Annotated in this window: 13 protein-coding genes and 1 pseudogene; 6 read left to right on the top strand and 8 right to left on the bottom strand. The window is 64.1% G+C overall.

Features of this window, described 5'->3' with window-relative positions; all coding sequences use genetic code 11:
* Nucleotides 1-67: 67 nt before the first annotated feature.
* The 5 genes from LMA02_RS32315 to LMA02_RS32295 all read right to left on the bottom strand — a co-directional run bounded on the left by LMA02_RS32315 (nucleotide 68) and on the right by LMA02_RS32295 (nucleotide 3,308).
* The gene (locus LMA02_RS32315; protein ID WP_228910734.1) at nucleotides 68-1,507 is read right to left on the bottom strand and encodes an RNA polymerase factor sigma-54; all 1,440 of its coding nucleotides are present in this window, start codon (nucleotides 1,505-1,507) and stop codon (nucleotides 68-70) included.
* Between the two features lie 296 nt (nucleotides 1,508-1,803).
* Complete coding sequence (locus tag LMA02_RS32310) at nucleotides 1,804-2,115, bottom strand: hypothetical protein (RefSeq protein WP_228910733.1); 312 nt, start codon at nucleotides 2,113-2,115, stop codon at nucleotides 1,804-1,806.
* Nucleotides 2,116-2,164: 49 nt separating this feature from the next.
* Nucleotides 2,165-2,476, bottom strand: coding sequence for a hypothetical protein (locus LMA02_RS32305; RefSeq protein WP_228910732.1), 312 nt, complete (start codon nucleotides 2,474-2,476; stop codon nucleotides 2,165-2,167).
* Nucleotides 2,473-2,730 carry a hypothetical protein gene (locus LMA02_RS32300; protein WP_228910731.1) on the bottom strand — a complete coding sequence of 86 codons (258 nt, stop codon included), beginning with the start codon at nucleotides 2,728-2,730 and terminating at the stop codon, nucleotides 2,473-2,475. Before LMA02_RS32300 ends, LMA02_RS32305 begins: the two co-directional genes overlap by 4 nt.
* A 272-nt stretch (nucleotides 2,731-3,002) precedes the next feature.
* The gene (locus LMA02_RS32295) at nucleotides 3,003-3,308 is read right to left on the bottom strand and encodes a hypothetical protein (RefSeq protein ID WP_228910730.1); all 306 of its coding nucleotides are present in this window, start codon (nucleotides 3,306-3,308) and stop codon (nucleotides 3,003-3,005) included.
* 157 nt (nucleotides 3,309-3,465) lie between these two features.
* Between LMA02_RS32295 and LMA02_RS32290 the strand changes: the two genes are divergently transcribed.
* The 3 genes from LMA02_RS32290 to LMA02_RS32280 all read left to right on the top strand — a co-directional run bounded on the left by LMA02_RS32290 (nucleotide 3,466) and on the right by LMA02_RS32280 (nucleotide 4,809).
* Nucleotides 3,466-3,717, top strand: a complete 252-nt coding sequence (locus LMA02_RS32290) for a hypothetical protein (RefSeq protein ID WP_006753981.1) — start codon at nucleotides 3,466-3,468, stop codon at nucleotides 3,715-3,717.
* Nucleotides 3,718-3,804: 87 nt separating this feature from the next.
* On the top strand, nucleotides 3,805-4,236 hold the full coding sequence (locus LMA02_RS32285) for a CBS domain-containing protein (protein ID WP_228910729.1): 432 nt from the start codon (nucleotides 3,805-3,807) through the stop codon (nucleotides 4,234-4,236).
* Between the two features lie 90 nt (nucleotides 4,237-4,326).
* Nucleotides 4,327-4,809 (top strand): PRC-barrel domain-containing protein, encoded by a 483-nt coding sequence (locus tag LMA02_RS32280; RefSeq protein WP_228910728.1) that lies wholly within the window; start codon nucleotides 4,327-4,329, stop codon nucleotides 4,807-4,809.
* 279 nt (nucleotides 4,810-5,088) lie between these two features.
* Here the strand turns inward: LMA02_RS32280 and LMA02_RS32275 are convergent, their stop codons facing one another.
* Both LMA02_RS32275 and LMA02_RS32270 read right to left on the bottom strand, forming a co-directional pair.
* Nucleotides 5,089-5,484 (bottom strand): hypothetical protein, encoded by a 396-nt coding sequence (locus tag LMA02_RS32275; protein ID WP_138850518.1) that lies wholly within the window; start codon nucleotides 5,482-5,484, stop codon nucleotides 5,089-5,091.
* Nucleotides 5,485-6,132: 648 nt separating this feature from the next.
* Nucleotides 6,133-6,399, bottom strand: a complete 267-nt coding sequence (locus tag LMA02_RS32270; protein WP_012372664.1) for a hypothetical protein — start codon at nucleotides 6,397-6,399, stop codon at nucleotides 6,133-6,135.
* Nucleotides 6,400-7,356: 957 nt separating this feature from the next.
* Between LMA02_RS32270 and LMA02_RS32265 the strand changes: the two genes are divergently transcribed.
* Nucleotides 7,357-7,689, top strand: coding sequence for a hypothetical protein (locus LMA02_RS32265; protein ID WP_228910727.1), 333 nt, complete (start codon nucleotides 7,357-7,359; stop codon nucleotides 7,687-7,689).
* Nucleotides 7,690-8,118: 429 nt separating this feature from the next.
* Nucleotides 8,119-14,685, top strand: a pseudogene (locus LMA02_RS35645) (ESPR-type extended signal peptide-containing protein); the annotation flags it as partial.
* On the opposite strand, the gene LMA02_RS32220 reads toward LMA02_RS35645, so the two are convergent.
* Complete coding sequence (locus LMA02_RS32220; RefSeq protein ID WP_228910718.1) at nucleotides 14,634-15,929, bottom strand: hypothetical protein; 1,296 nt, start codon at nucleotides 15,927-15,929, stop codon at nucleotides 14,634-14,636. The pseudogene LMA02_RS35645 and the gene LMA02_RS32220 sit on opposite strands and share 52 nt — an antisense overlap.
* Here LMA02_RS32220 and LMA02_RS32215 point away from each other — a divergent pair.
* Entirely contained in the window at nucleotides 15,913-16,746 is an 834-nt protein-coding gene (locus tag LMA02_RS32215; protein WP_228910717.1) for a YadA family autotransporter adhesin, read from the top strand. The genes LMA02_RS32220 and LMA02_RS32215 overlap by 17 nt on opposite strands.
* The last annotated feature ends 5 nt before the right edge of the window (nucleotides 16,747-16,751 follow it).

Here is a 16,751-nt window from a genome sequence, read left to right as displayed (position 1 = left end):
GCTTTCCTCCTTTCGGTGGCGCGCGCGGCGGTCGCATCGCGGGCCGCGTGCAGTTCGGACGGTATCGTCAGGCGGCGTCGCGCCGACGCAGTTCGGCCGGCGGGATCTTCATGGCCTGGCGATACTTGGTCACCGTACGACGCGCAAGAAGGATGCCGCGGCCCGCGAGGTTCTGCGCGAGCGCGACATCGGACAGCGGGTCGGTATGGCGCTCGGCCGCGATCATGTCGCGAATCAGCACCTTCGCGGCCGACGCCGAGCACACGCCCTTGCCGGCCGCTTCCAGCTTGCGCGGGAAGAAGTGCTTGAACTCGAACGTGCCGTGCGGCGTGGCCATGTACTTGTTGCCCGTCGCGCGCGACACGGTCGATTCGTGCAGGTCGAGCTCTTCCGCGATGTCGCGCAGCACGAGCGGCTTCATCGCGATCTCGCCGTAGCGGAAGAAGTCGCGCTGCCGCGCGACGATGCATTCGCCGACGCGCTGGATCGTGTCGAAGCGCTTCTGCACGTTGCGGATCAGCCAGCGGGCTTCCTGCAACTGCTGGCCGAGCGGCGAATCGCGCTCGCCGCTCGACTGCGCGAACAGCGTCGCATAGCGTTCGTGCAGCCGCGCGCGCGGCAGCACGGCCGGGTTGATCGTCACGATCCATTCGTCGCGCACCTGGCGCACGATCACGTCGGGCACCACATAGTCGCCGCGCGTGCTGCCATAGTGGTTGCCCGGGCGCGGATCGAGCCCGCGTACCAGTGCGCACGCGGCCTGCATCGTCGCCTGGTTGCAGCCGACGCGCCGCTGGATCTCGGCGGTCTCGCGCCGGGCGAGCCGTTCGAGATGTTCGCGCGCGATCACCTTCGCTTCCGCGAGCGCCGGCGTGCCGGCGGGAATCGCGTCGAGCTGCAGCAGCAGGCATTCGGACAGCGAGCGTGCGGCGATCCCCGGCCGGTCGAGCATCTGCACGAGCCGCAGCGCGACCCCGAGATCCTGTTCCGACAGCAGCAGCGCGGGATCGGCCGCCACCAGCAGCTCGGACAGCTCCTGACGCAGATAGCCGTCCTCGTCGAGCGCGTCGATCACGATGCGCGCGGCCTCGCGGTCGCGCCGATTCAGCGGATAGAGACGCAGCGCGTCGTGCAGCTGCTGGTGCAGCGACGGCTCGGCGGCCATCCATTCGCCGGGCGACAGGTCGCTCACGTCGTCGCCCTGCCGGCTCGTGGTGCGCGGCGCCGGGGCGGCCGTGTACGACACGTCGCTGTCGGGCGGACGCACGTCATCGCCCTCGGGCACGGGCTCGGGTGCGGCGGCTTCGGTCGGATGTTCGGGCGCGTCGGCCTCGGCGGCGGCTTCGTCGTCGCCCTGGCCATCTTCGAGAAACGGATTCGAGTCGAGCGCCTGCCGCAATTCCTGCTGGAATTCGAGCGAAGACAGCTGCAGCAGACGCAGTGATTGCTGCAGCCTCGGGGTGAGTGCCAGATGCTGTCGCATCTGGAGCGCAAGCGTGACGGACATCGATGCCCCTCCTGACTGTGTGCGAAATTCACGTGCAGGGATCCATGCAGCTTTCATGCCAGGACGGAGAACCGCCATCCGGCGCGGCTTTCGTCGCTGCGCACCCCTCGATCCGGGAGCCTCGAAGCCGCTTTTTTACAAGCGCCGGGAAGTTAGGGGGCACGAAATTCGCGCCGGGCACGCGCAGGCCGGAATGCATGGACGGCCATCGCGTCCTTCACCGCTTCGTCGCTCGCCAGCCTCCCGTTCGCCACCGGTCCATACCCGGCGATGCGAGCCGCGGCGAGTCCGTCGAGTCAGTACTGCATCGGCGGCGGCGTGCCCGGCAGCGGCCGGTCGCCCGCCACGCCGTTCGGCCCCGGCTGCGGCACGTCGACCGCCGCGCCGCCGGTCGCGCCCGGGGGCATCGTGTTGTGCGGCGACGGACGCGTGTCGTAGCGCGTATTCGCGTCCGGCATGGTCGTGGTCGGCGACGCGCCCTGAGCGCCCGGCGGCGCCGGCGGTGCGCCGCGCGTGCCATAGGTGCCCTGCGGTTGCGTGCATGCGCCCAGCGCGCACGCGGCGGCAAACGCACAGGCGCCCACGCGTATCGTCTGGATCGGCTTCATCGGAATCCTCCGTGGAATCGGCGGCGCTGGCCGGCCATCGCGGCCCGGCTCAGAGCCGGTTGAAATGAAAATCGCCCGCAAACGCGGTCGGCGCGCGGCGCGCCATCATCGTGTCGAATTCGGCCGCGACGCGCGTCAGTGCGCCGCGTTGCCGCTCGGTACCGGCCTGTTCGAGCGCCGCGAATGCGTCGGCGTCGAAGGTGATGGTCAGTGACGCCTGATGGCCGTCGACGCGAAAGCCGAAATGCAGCGCGCCGGCCGGCTGCTCCTCGACATGGAACGGCATTGCGCGCGCCTCGAAATGGCGGCCGAGCGTCTCGGCCACGTCGCGCAGCATGCCGGGTTTCACGCTGATGCTCATCGTGGGCCCTCCGTGGATGGGATGAACGCCGCCGGCGGCATGCCCGTCGGCAGCGCGTGAATCGGCGGCTCCCGGGTCGGCGGCTCGCGTTCCGGCGGCGGGTGCACCGGCGGGTCGCCTTCCGGATCCTGAAACGGTTGCGGCGTGCCGGGCGGGACGATGTCCGGCTCGGGCGGCTCGGGCTCCGGTGTGATGCCGGGCGGCGGCGGCTCGGGCCGGTGCAACGACTGGGCGGGGTCTCGGTTCATGGGCATTCGATCATGTCGCTCCTCAAGGGATCGGCCCGGTGGCGCGCGTGCGCGCGCCGCTCGAGGGTCTACGCACGCCGCAAGCCGCGTGCCGTCGCGTGCCGTCTGCTTGCCGTCTGCTTGCCGTCTGCTTGCCGTCCGCGTGCCGTCCGCGTGCCGTCCGCGTGCCGTCCGTATGCCGTCCGTATGCGGCGCCGTCCGCACGGCCGCGCATGCCGCCGGACAGCGCGTCGTGCCTTCGCTACACCGCGCGCTGCAATTCTTTCAAGTGCGCCGCGCTACCCTTCGTAGGCGGCCATCACGAGCCACAGCTCGCGGCCGTCGTCGCGCACCCGCGCGGCGAGCGCATACGGATCGGCCGGCTCGCACGCGCGCTGCAGCGCCAAGCGCGCCGGCTCGGTCGAGCCGAACGTCTCGTCGCCGAGCGGCCGCACGTCGGCCTTGCCTTCGAACATCCGGCGATCGGGCCGGTAGATCAGCGGCTCGTGTTTCCACGTGCTGAAATGGCTCTTCACCGAATCGAACCCGCCGCCGCATACGTTGACTTCATAGCGCACCCCTGGCCGCTGTTTGGGACTCGTCATCGTGCCTCCTGGTTGATGTGCATGTGTGTGCATGCGCGGCGGATTGCGCCGCACGTCGTCGTCGGCCGCCGAAGCGGCAAGTCGCGTGCCGCCCGCACGCAGCGGGCACGGCCGTTGCGCGCTCAGCGCATCATCGTCACCGACACGGAGGCTTGCCATGAAGGATTCGACCCGGTCCGGCCGCGACGCGCCGGCGCACGAGCAACCCGATACGTCGCCGCCGCTGAAGCACCAGGATCAGACGAAGACGCGCCACTCGGAGCGGCATATCGACAAGCAGCTCGAGGACACGTTCCCGGCGAGCGATCCGCCCGCGACCGGCGGCGTCACGCGCATCGAGCCCGACACGCCGCCGGGCACGCACGACGACGGCCCGTGGCAGGATCCGGCCAAACGTCGCGATAAATGACGGCCGACGCGGAGCGGCCGCCGCGTGCGTCGCGGCACGCCGCTTGCTGAATCGAATGGCCCCGCTTCAACCCGGAAGGAGAACCTGATGCATCGCGTGAACGAAATCATGTCGCAGGACATCGTGCATATCGCGCCGACCGACTCGATCCGTCATGCCGCGCAACTGATGGAGCGCTACGACATCGGCGCGCTGCCCGTGTGCGACAACAACCGGCTGATCGGCATGGTCACGGACCGCGACCTCACGGTGCGCGCGATCTCGGCCGGCAAGCCGCCGGAAACGCGGATTCACGAAGTTGCGTCGGGCCCGATCGAATGGTGTTTCGAGGACGATCCGCTGGACGAGATCCAGCATTACATGGCGGACGCGCAGTTGCGCCGCCTGCCGGTCGTGGATCACGACCAGCGTCTGGTCGGCATGCTGTCGCTCGCGGACATCGCGACGCGCACGGCCGGCCCGATACGTGACGAAGTCGCGAACACGCTTGAAGGCGTGTCGCAACCGAAGCGGACGTGACGGGGCGATCCTCGCCTCGCCCGATAACCCGCGCGACCCGGAGGGCCCATCCCGGGCACGGTCGCGCCCCATGCAGCCAGGAGGACAACCATGCAGACTCCCGATCAAGGACGGACCCGCATCATCGGCAAGGGCGCCGCGACGGCGGCGGGCCCCGGCCCCGACGTGATGGCGGCCGACACGCTGGAAGGCGACAAGGTCTATACGACCGATGGCGACGACGTCGGCAAGATCAAGGACATCATGCTCGACGTGCGCTCGGGCCGCATCGCGTATGCGGTGCTCTCGAGCGGCGGCCTGCTCGGCATCGGCGACAAGCTGCTCGCGATTCCATGGAGCGCGCTGACGCTCGATACCGAACGCAAATGTTTCCTGCTGTCGGTATCGTCAGAGCGGATCAAGAACGCACCGGGCTTCGACAAGGATCACTGGCCGGCGATGGCCGACCCGCAATGGGCCGAGCCGCTGCACGAGTACTACGGCAGCACGCCGTACTGGAGCGCGGGCGATGAGCTCGGGCTGACCGATCCGACCGAAGACCTCAACGACCCGCGTACGCGCGGGCCGCATTAAACCGCTTACGATTTGCCGGTGAGTTAGCCGACGGGCCCCGCTCGATGCGGGGCTTTTTTTGTCTCCGGACAAGCGCCGCGCCTGCCCCGGTCGACAGCGTTGGACACGTATTGCGAAGACATCGAGCCGGAACACCATGACGCGACGCTCCGGCCCGGCCTTGGTTGGTAGTGCGCAACGTTGATTGCGAACGATGGCGATGCGAACATCGACTCGCCGGGCGAGCATATATGCGAAACAACAAGCAATTGCCCACAATCTGAACAACGGTTCACGCGTTTATCGCGCGCGCCGCGCCGTCTTCTCGATATGTTCGAGTTCTTTTTGAATCAAGGCCCGCATCCAGTCCGCGATGGTCAAATCGGCCTCGACTGCCAACATCTTCAACCGCTTGTGAATCACCCTTTCAAGGTCGAAATTGATCCGTACGGAACCCACGGGCGCGGCCCTCTTGGGAGAGGCTTTCGCCGTCGGCTGCGTGGTAGCGGGCCGTGATGCCGTGGGCCGTTTGACAGCGGACCCGGCGCGCGTGCGCTTGGCAGGTGCGGCTGCTGCGCTCGTTTTGTCGTCCCCGAACAGATCCCGATTTGCCGTGGCGGTCTTCGATGCCGGACCTTTCGCGCGCTTTGCCGGCGCCGGAGTGTCACTGAGCTTTTGAGTTTTTACTTTACTCATTTACGTTACTCACTTGATTTCCACGAAGCTCGCATCGTAACCGAAAACCCACGCCAGCTGACACAGGGGAAAGTCCTTCTCGCAAACGTTGGCCGATCTGGTAATTCTGATTTTTCTGTAATGCTTTCAACACAGTCGAGTAAAACGCTTCCTGGTTGATAATCGGTCGACTTTTTAGTGCGGAAATTCAAGAGTTTACGGGGCGGCGCTCAGTGCGGGCGCAATGGCGCCTTACAACGATTTTGCGTCAGGCATTATCACGCGAACTATATCCCGTATAACAAACAAAAAAGCCGCCTCGTGGGCGGCTCGACGGGAGTCCCTGATCGCGTTATGCCGCGCTCACGGGTTGCGATATGGCGTCACATCGCACCCCGGGGCGGCCGGCGCATGTCCGTCGCAGCACTCAAAAACCATGCTATAGCGAAGGCGGGCTGCGTCGCTCGGGAAGATCCGCATATAACCATCCTCGTGCTCCGCACCGGGAAAGAGTGTGGTGCATCTTCCTGCCTTCGGATCGAAACGGACGTGGCTACGTCGGTCGACAAGGTGCCCCGCGCACATCGCCGAACGAAAACATTGCGGTTCGCGAATGATCGGGTGTGTGAATCTCCCGATCACTGCAATGGCCTTCACCGCTCTGCCTGCTTAGCGTCGCTGCTGGTGCTCGGGCCGCACGAGCCCGTCAATCAGCGAACGGACGACTTCCGACACACTCATCCCGTTTTCGAGCGCGTACAGCTTGAGCAGTCGGTGTACCGCCGGAGCGATATCGAGGTTGAGCCTGATCGGCTTCTCCGGGCGGCTCTTCGCCGCCTGTGACTGCACGAACGTTGCGCCCGCGATGAGGTCGATGGGTTTGCTCGGCGCACTCTCATCCGCCGCATAACGCGGATTCAACTGAAATTTGTTCATTTCATTCCTGTTTTAATCAAACACTCATCCGTGTATTAACTCATGCGCTCGCGGAGAATTAACCCGCGATGCGTGCGGATCCGCTAGACAGATACCTCGCGAGGGTTGACGGCGCTCTTGGATTTTCCAACGCAGCTCTTTTCATCGCCCCCTTGCACAATCATATATTCCCCGCCAATTTCGATTACTCAACTCAACGCATCAATATATGCCATTGAGTCGTTGAGTTAAGTATGCGTGGTTAATAGATACAACGTCAACAATGTAGCGAATAATTTTTCTGTCTTGTAGCAAACCCGTGGGCGCGATCATGCATTTCGCATGCAAACGTGGCCCAGAACCCGCAATACGTCACAACGTGATTGAATTCCGGCCGCATCGCGCGCCCGCGAATACATGGCGTGGAACTGGCAGAAAACCAGCGCGACGAGCGCGGAGTCGTACTCTCGTTGTTACGCGATTCAGCGGCGGACAATGTGATTGCGACAGCCGATCGCAGGTTCACGCGCACTGAAATCAGGAAGGACCGCACGTGCAATCCAGGATGATGATCGCCGCCGTAAAGACGGCGCGCCCCGAACATATGCGTTAGCGGTTTGCGCCTCGTAGAGCATTCCATAAGCCGCAAAATTCCCCGTTCGTTGTACTTGAGTCTACCGTCCTGTCGGAGGCAGCCACTTGTTGAATTTGCTTGATGAGCTGTCGCCCGACTGTCGGCTTGCCGACGATGTCAACAGACAACTGATAAGTGAGCGCGAGTGTATCGAGTTTTGTGTTCGTGCGCACGGCTCCACGGCATCGCATGCCCCTGACTTAACCATGCTTGACAGTTGATAGTGAGGCCGGATGCGCCGCGAGTGAGTCGCAGCAGTTTCTAATCACCCTCCCTTTGCGCGTTCGGCGAACGTATTCAGCTCGACGTGATCGTTTGCGCGCATCGGCGCCGCGATTCGGGCCTTGGGCGTAAGCATCGCGCGTCGCGCGTCGCGATTACGCCTATCGCAACCGCGACGGCAGCCGACGCGCATCGAACCGGAACCCACGCCTGCACACGAAAGCGGCGACACCAACGAGGACCCGTTTGCTCTGGCAACGTCGGGCGTACCGGTCAGCGGCGTGGCGTACCGAGTGACAGCAAAACAGCCGCACGTGTATCTGGAATCGCACAACGCGCCGCTTGCTGCCATAGCCGCCGGCACTGCAGCCGGCACCGCGATCACGCGCACGGAAATCACCCGCCCGATGCATTTGCCGGATAGATATCGAGAACAGGTCGCCGCCACACTTTAAAAATCCTTAAATATTCTTAATCATGTGTAGCGAGAAAGACACGACCGTATTTTGCATGCTTGGAACTTTCACCACTTGCCGCGCATTAAATCAGCTCTTTTATATCTTCGATTCACGCCCGGCTTCGCGGAATAACACACCGCCCCGCCCCGCAGCATAAGGCTTCGGAAAATATTGCACGCCCGTAACACCTTAATTCAATTGGGTTTTTGAATAACTCAATTCTACTCCTGATTAACTCCTTTACTCATCCACTCATATACTTTTTTCGTGTTGTTTACGTTAGGATCGCCGCAGAGTTTTTGAGTAATAAAGGATGGCGCATTTAACACGCACGAACCTCCCGGTGCGTGAACGCGGTGGCTGTCGCGGGAGAGAACGGGGCGCATTGCTGTAGGCGCGCAAACCTTCGTCAACAGGAATCAGAGAATGAACAAGAACTATCGATCCATATGGAACGATGCTCTCGGCGCGTGGGTCGCTGTGTCCGAACTGGACTCGGCGTGCGGCAAAAGCGCCAGCAGTGTCGTCACTACCTCACCGGGCTCGAGCATCGGCGCCATGGGTGTCGGCATCGTGGATGGCTTCCTGGATGGGATGCCGGCACTGAGTGTGCTGACGGTCGCAGCGGTCGCGGTGGTTGCCGGGCTGAGCGCTCCCGACGAAGCGTATGCGCAGGTCGTCAATATCCCCGGGACCGGATGTTCGGAGTCGACGGTCACCGCGGCGTTCAAAAGCGTTGCCGTGGGTTGCGGCGCCACGGCGGGTGCATCAGGGACGACCGCGGTAGGTGCGGACACGCAAGCAACGGGCATCAACGCCACGGCGATGGGGATCTTCGCGGTCGCCTCGACACAAGGTTCGGCCGCCTTCGGTACTTCGGCGCGCGCAACCGGCCTGAACGCAGTTGCGTTCGGCTCTGGTTCACGCGCCAGCGGAGAAGCAAGCGCGGCGATCGGGATTTCCGCGCAATCCGTCGGAGCGAGTAGCGCGGCGATCGGTGCGGGATCGCAGGCAACCGGTGACTACGGCCTTTCCCTTGGCGCTGCTTCGATCGCTTCAGCAACAGACTCCGTCACGCTTGGACATTCGGCGTCAGCCTCCGGAATTGCAAGCATGGCGCTCGGCGCAACAGCGACCGCAAGCGGAGGAAACTCGACTGCGGTAGGCGCCGGCGCAATCGCGACGGGCACGAACAACACTGCCATCGGCTCGTTGGCAACCGCAAGCGGCACGGGCTCGATGGCGATCGGCAGTTCCGCGATCGGCAGCAACACGAATTCGCTCGTGATCGGTAACGGCGCGGAGTCGTCCGGCGTCAACGCGACGGTCATCGGTATCAATTCCACATCATCGAATACGAATGCCACGGCGATCGGTGTATCGGCAGTCGCGTCAGGACTTCGCGCCATTACCATCGGCTCTGGAAGCAAGGCAAACGGGACCGATTCATTCGCGGCGGGCACCAATGCAGTTGCGGGTGCGGCCGGCACCGCGTCGACCAGCAACGATGTGGCGCTCGGCAATGCCGCTTCGGCTGTCGGTGGAAATTCGCTTGCGCTGGGCGGAGCGGCGCTTGCATCGGCCGCCGGCGCAACCGCGATCGGTCAGGGGGCGACTGCTTCACTCGCCGGCGCCATGGCGATCGGTCAGGACGCAACCGCTGCCAACGCGAACAGTCTCGCGTTGGGAACCGGTTCGGTGACGGCTGCGGCCAATCCGACGGCGACCGGCACCATCGGCGGCAAGTCGTACACGTATGCCGGCGGCACGCCATCGAGCGTCGTGAGTGTGGGCAAGGTCGGCGCGGAACGGCAAGTCACGAACGTCGCCGCGGGTCGTGTCACGGGCACCAGCACCGACGCAATCAACGGTTCGCAGCTCTTCGCGACCGACACCGCGATCGACTCGCTGTCGACGTCGACTTCCACGGCTATTTCGAGCCTGAGCACCGGCCTTTCCACCACGGACAGCAACCTCGATTCGCTGTCGACCTCCACATCGACAGGAATCTCGAGCTTGAGCACGGGCGTCAGTTCGCTCAGCACCGGCCTTTCGACGACGAACAGCAACGTCGCGTCGCTGTCCACTTCCGCATCGACAGCCGTTAGCTCCCTGTCGACCGGGGTTTCCAGTCTGTCCACGGGTGTCAGCTCGCTTTCGACCGGTGTATCGAGCCTGAGCACGGGCGTGTCTTCCCTTTCGACGGGACTGTCCACGACGAACAGCAACGTGTCGTCGCTGAGCACGGTCGTCTCCACGACGCGCACGCATTACGTCAGCATCAACGACAACGGCACGCAGCAAGGAAACTACGACAACAAAGGCGCGACCGGCGTAAATGCGATTGCCGTCGGCACGAACGCGACCGCAGGCGGCACGAGCGCCGTGGCGTTCGGCGATTCGGCAACCGGCGCGGCGGCCGGTTCCGTCGCGATCGGCCAGAATGCAGCAACGACGAATGCCGGTGATGTGGCGTTGGGCTCCGGTTCGGTAACGGCAGCGGCAAACCCGACCGCGGGTGCAACGATCGGTGGCAATGCGTACACGTTTGCAGGCGCGAAACCGGCAAGCGTGGTGAGCGTCGGCGCGAAAGACGCAGAACGTCAAATCACGAACGTCGCGGCCGGGCAGCTTACGCCGGACAGCACCGATGCCGTGAACGGCTCGCAGCTCAACGCAACGAACCAGGCCGTCGATTCGTTGAGCACGTCCACATCGACCGCTGTTTCCAGCTTGAGCACGGGCGTGTCGTCGCTGTCCACGGTCGCCAGCTCGTTGAGCACCGGTGTTTCGTCGTTGAGTACGGGGCTTTCATCGTTGTCGACTTCCGCATCCACCGGGATTTCGTCGCTGAGCACAGGCATTTCCGGTGTGACCAGCGCGGTCAACTCGCTGTCGACTTCGGCATCGACCGGTATCGGCAGCCTGTCCACGGGCCTGTCCACGACGAACAGCAACGTCGCATCGCTCAGCACCGCGGTCGATGCGAACAAAACGCACTACTACAGCGTCAATGACGGTGGAACACAGGGCGCCAATTACGATAACAAGGGGGCAACCGGCGTCAACGCAATTGCCGCAGGCGTAGGGGCGTCGGCGGGCGGCGCGAATGCCGCCGCGGTGGGCTACGACTCGCAGGCACTGGCTGCTTCCAGCGTCGCCATGGGCGACAGTAACAGCGTCGCGGCAACGGCCGGCCCCGGCTCGGTGGCCATTGGTTCGAAGTCGGCCGTGCTGAGCGGCAGCGCCGTCGCGATCGGCAACCAGCAGACCGCAAGCGGTAACGGCGCGGTTGCGATCGGCGATCCGAATTCGGCGATCGGCGACGGGGCCATCGCGGTCGGTATGAACAATACGGCGAACGGCACGGGCGCACTCGCGATGGGCAATTCGAACAGCGCCACGGGCACCGGTTCGATCGCATTGGGTAACGCTTCCGCCGCAGCGGCCAGCGGTGGCATCGCATTCGGTTCGGGCGCCACGGCGACGAACGCGAACGATGTCGCGCTGGGCAGCGGCTCCGTGACCGGCACGCCCAATCCGACGCCGAACGCGACGATTGGCGGCACGCAATACGCGTTTGCCGGCACCAGCCCGCAAAGCGTCGTCAGTGTCGGCGCGAAAGGCTCGGAACGACAAATCACGAATGTAGCGGCCGGTCAGTTGAGCCCGGATAGCACCGACGCGGTCAACGGTTCGCAACTCAATGCAACGAACCTCGCGGTCGATTCGCTGTCCACGAGTGCGAGCACGGGGATTTCCAGCTTGAGCACGGGCGTGTCGTCGCTCAGCACGGGTGTGAGCTCGCTGTCCACCGGTTTGTCGTCGCTGTCCACGTCCGCAAGCACGGCGGTGTCGTCGCTTTCCACTTCCACATCGACGGCCGTATCCAGCCTGAGCACGGGCGTGTCCTCGCTGTCGACCGGCGTATCGAGCCTGAGCACCGGCCTGTCGTCGTTGTCGACGTCGGCTTCGACCGGCATATCCTCGTTGAGCACGGGCGTCAGCTCGCTCAGCACGTCCGCTTCGACGGGCATTTCCAGCCTGAGTACCGGTCTTTCGTCGCTGTCCACCAGCACCAGTACGACCGCCAGCTCGCTGTCCACCGGCCTGTCCGGCGCGATCAGCAATATTTCGTCGCTGTCCACGAGCGCGAGCACCGGTATCGGCAGCCTCAGCACCGGCGTTTCCTCGTTGAGCACGTCGACTTCCACGATTGCAAGCTCGCTTTCGACGGCCATTTCCGCCAGCAAGACGCACTACTATTCCGTCAACGACAACGGCGTCCAGGGCGGGAATTACAACAACGACGGGGCGTCCGGCATCAATGCCATCGCGGCAGGTGTCGGCGCCACCGCAGCCGGAAGCAATGCGGCGGCCGTCGGCTATGCCGCGAATGCTGCCGGACAAAGCGCCGTGGCCGTGGGTGACGGCGCACAGGCCACCGCGACGAACGCTGTCGCGATCGGCCAGGGCGCCAGCGCCTCGACCGCGAATTCGGTTGCGCTGGGCAACGGTTCCGTGACCGCCGCGGCTGTTCCGACCGCGAGCGGCATGGTCGGCGGCACGACGTATCAATACGCGGGCGCTGCGCCTGCGGGCGTCGTCAGCGTTGGCGCGCCGGGCAGCGAACGTCAGATCACGAACGTCGCCGCCGGACAGGTCACGCAGGACAGCACGGACGCGATCAACGGCTCGCAACTCTTCGCCACCAATACCGCAATCGACACGCTTTCGACTTCCACGTCGACGGCCGTTTCCAGCCTGAGCACGGGCGTGTCGTCGCTGTCCACGAGCACGAGCACGGCGGTGTCGAGCCTCAGCACCGGTGTTTCGTCGTTGAGCACCGGCGTGTCTTCGCTCAGCACGTCGGCTTCGACGGGGATCTCGTCGCTGAGCGCCTCGACCAGTACGGGCCTGTCGACCGTCACCAGCGGCGTCAATTCGCTGTCGACCGGGCTTTCGACCACCGACAGCAACGTCGCGTCGCTGTCCACGTCCGCCAGCACCGGCATTTCGTCGTTGAGCACATCCGCATCGACCGGAATGTCGAGCTTGAGCACCGGTGTGTCGAGCCTGAGCACGTCCACTTCCACGGCGGTCTCCAGCCTCAGCACGGGCGTGTCCTCGCTTTCGACGGGCGTTTCGTCCCTGAGCACGGGCGTCAGCTCGCTGAGCACCGGTTTGTCGTCGCTGTCGACTTCGGCTTCGACCGGCATTTCGTCGTTGAGCACGTCGACCAGCACCGCCTTGTCCACGGTCTCCAGCAATATCGGATCGTTGAGCACGGGCGTGTCGTCACTGTCGACCGGTATGTCGTCGCTCAGCACGGCAACGTCGGCCAGCCTGTCCACGATCGCAAGCGGCATCAGCTCCGTTTCTTCGTCGACATCGACGGGTCTTTCCACCGTCGTGAGCGGGATTGGTTCTCTGTCGACCGGTTTGTCGAGCGCGACCAGTTCGCTGTCTACCGCGATTTCAGCGAGCAAGACGCACTACTACTCCGTGAACGACAACGGCGTACAAGGCGCGAACTACGACAACGACGGCGCAACCGGTATCAACGCGCTGGCAGCAGGTGTCGGTGCAACGGCGGGCGGCGCGGCAAGCGTCGCAGTGGGCAACAACGCGAACGCGACCGGCGCAACGTCGGTTGCGATTGGCTCGGGCGCAGCGGCCACGAATGCCGGCGACGTAGCACTCGGTCCCGGTTCCGTTACCGGCGCCGCAACGCCGACTGCGGGTGCGACGATCGGGGGAAATGCGTACACGTTCGCAGGGGCAAATCCGCAAAGCGTCGTGAGCGTCGGCGCGAAGGATGCCGAACGCCAGATCACCAACGTGGCCGCGGGCCAGATCACGCAGGACAGCACCGACGCGATCAACGGCTCGCAACTTTACGCGACCAACACGGCGATCGAAACCCTGTCCACGTCCACGAGCACGGGCATTTCGTCGCTGTCGACCGGCATGTCGTCGCTGTCGACGTCGACCAGCACCGGTTTGTCGACGGTGACGAGCGGCATTGACTCACTCAGCACGGGCATTTCTTCGCTGAGTACGTCGGCTTCGACGGGCCTGTCCACGATCACCAGCGGAATCAATTCGCTGTCGACGTCGACCAGCACGGCAGTTTCGAGCCTGAGCACCGGCATTTCGGGCGTCACGAGCAGCATCGGTTCGCTGTCGACGTCGGCAAGCACGGGCATTTCGTCACTTTCCACATCTGCTTCGACCGGGATCTCGAGCGTCAGCGCAAGCCTGTCCACGGTGACGAGCGCCGTTGATTCGCTCAGCACGTCCACGAGCAGCGGCATTTCGTCGTTGAGTACCGGCGTGTCGTCGCTCAGCACCGGGATTTCGTCGTTGTCGACCTCGGCATCGACGGGCATTTCGTCACTGAGCACGTCGACGTCGACGGTGGCAAGCTCGCTGAGCACCGGTGTTTCTTCGCTCAGCACGAGTGCGTCGACCGGCATTTCCAGCTTGAGCACGTCCACCAGCACCGCCCTTTCGACGGTCACGAGCGGGATCGATTCGCTTTCGACCGGCGTATCGTCACTGTCGACTTCGACCAGCACCGGCATTTCTTCGTTGTCCACCGCTATTTCTGCAAGCAAGACTCACTACTATTCCGTCAACGACAACGGCGTGCAGGAAGGCAACTACAACAACGACGGTGCAACCGGCCTGAATGCGTTGGCGGCGGGGACGAACGCCACCGCCAGCGGCGCGGGCGCGGTCGCGATCGGCGACGGCGCCAATGCGAAGAACGACAATTCGGTCGCATTGGGTGCAGGCTCGATCACCGATGTCGCACACCCGACGCCGAGTGCGGTGATCGGCGGCACGACGTACTCGTTCGCGGGTGCGAATCCGGTCGGCGTGGTGAGCGTCGGCGCACCGGGCCAGGAACGCCAGGTGACGAACGTGGCGGCCGGTCAGATTTCGAAGGACAGCACGGACGCAATCAATGGTTCGCAGCTGGATTCGACCAACCAGTCGATCGAATCGCTCAGCACGTCCACGAGCACGGGAATCTCGTCGCTGTCGACTTCGACTTCGACCGCCGTTTCGAGCCTGAGCACGGGTGTTTCGTCGCTCTCGACCTCGACGTCGACGGGAATTTCTTCGTTGAGCACGGGGCTGTCCACGGTCGTGAGCAACGTGGATTCGTTGAGCACGTCCACGTCCACCGCGATCGGCTCGCTGTCGACCTCGACCAGCACGGGCATTTCCTCGCTGTCTACCGGCGTGTCGTCGCTCTCGACTTCCACGAGTACCGGCATCTCCAGCCTGAGCACGGGCATCAGCTCGCTGTCGACCGGCCTGTCGACCGTGACGAGCAGCGTCGATTCGCTGAGCACGTCGACTTCGACGGCGGTTTCCAGCCTGAGCACGGGCGTTTCGTCGTTGAGCACGTCGACTTCCACGGCGGTTTCGTCGTTGAGCACCGGTGTTTCGTCGCTGTCCACGTCCACGTCAACCGCGGTGTCGAGCCTGAGCACCGGCCTGTCGACGGTGACGAGCAGTGTCGATTCGCTCTCGACTTCCACGAGCACGGCGGTTTCTTCGCTGAGCACGGGAGTGTCGTCGTTGTCGACGGGCGTGAGCAGCCTGAGCACCGGCCTTTCGTCGCTGTCGACGTCGACTTCCACGGGTATCTCTTCGCTCAGCACCGGCGTGTCGTCGCTGTCCACGAGCACGAGCACGGCGGTGTCCAGCCTGAGCACCGGTGTTTCGTCGCTCAGCACGGGCCTCTCCACGGTGACGAGTTCGGTCGACTCGCTGTCGACCTCGACCAGCACCGGTATCAGCTCGCTTTCGACCGGCGTCAGTTCGCTCTCGACCGGACTTTCGACGGTGACGAGCGGAATCGATTCGCTCTCGACGTCGACGAGCACCGGCATATCTTCGCTGAGCACGGGCGTCTCGAGCTTGAGTACCGGCCTGTCGTCGCTTTCGACGTCGACTTCGACGGGAATTTCCAGCCTGAGCACCGGGATGTCTTCGTTGAGCACGTCGGCCAGCACCGGCATTTCTTCGCTGAGCACCGGCGTGTCGTCGTTGTCGACGGGTCTGTCGACCGTGACGAGTTCGGTCACGTCGCTTTCGACTTCGACGTCGACCTCGGTATCGAGCCTGAGCACGGGCGTCAGCTCGTTGTCCACTTCGACCAGCACTGCCGTGTCGAGCCTGAGCACGTCCACGAGCACCGGTATGTCGTCGCTGTCCACCGGAATGAGTTCGCTTTCGACGGGTCTTTCCACCGTCACGAGCGGGCTTGATTCGCTCAGCACGAGCACGAGCACCGGCATCACGTCGCTGTCGACTGCAATTGGCGCGATCGGCACTGCCAAGCCGCACTACGTCAGCATCAACGACAACGGCACGCAAGGCGGGAACTACAACAACGATGGCGCAACGGGTACCGATGCTGTCGCGGTTGGCGTGAACGCGACCGCCGGGGGCGTCAATGCTTCCGCATTCGGCAACAAGGCAAACGCCGCTGGAAATGCTGCAACGGCGATCGGCTACAACGCGAACGCGACCGGCGCGAAATCGAGCGCGATGGGCGTCGACTCGACTGCATCGGGCGACAACGCGACCGCGTTGGGCGCCGGTGCGATCGCGAGCGGACGCAATTCCGTTGCGCTGGGCAAGGATTCCGTCGCGGACGAGGAAAACACCGTGTCCATCGGCTCGGCCGGCAACGAACGCCGTTTGACCAACGTCGGGCGGGGCATCAACCCGACCGATGGCGTGAACATGTCGCAACTGCAGAACGTGCGGAACGACCTGAGCAACTCCATCAATTCGGTTGCCCGCAAGGCATACGGCGGCGTCGCTGCCGCGACTGCGTTGACGATGATCCCCGATGTCGACCAAGGCAAGACGATTTCGGTCGGCATCGGCGGTGCGAGCTTCCAGGGTTACGGCGCGACGGCCATCGGCTTCACCGCGCGCATTACCAACAACCTGAAGGTGCGCGGCGGTGTCGGTATCAGCAGCGGCGGTCAGTCCTACGGCGTCGGCGCGTCCTACCAGTGGTAAGGATT

It is taken from the genome of Burkholderia sp. B21-005 (assembly GCF_020843965.1).
Taxonomy (GTDB): Bacteria; Pseudomonadota; Gammaproteobacteria; order Burkholderiales; family Burkholderiaceae; genus Burkholderia; species Burkholderia ambifaria.
Note: the sequence above shows the minus strand (reverse complement) of the source record. Positions and strands in the feature narration are given on the sequence as shown.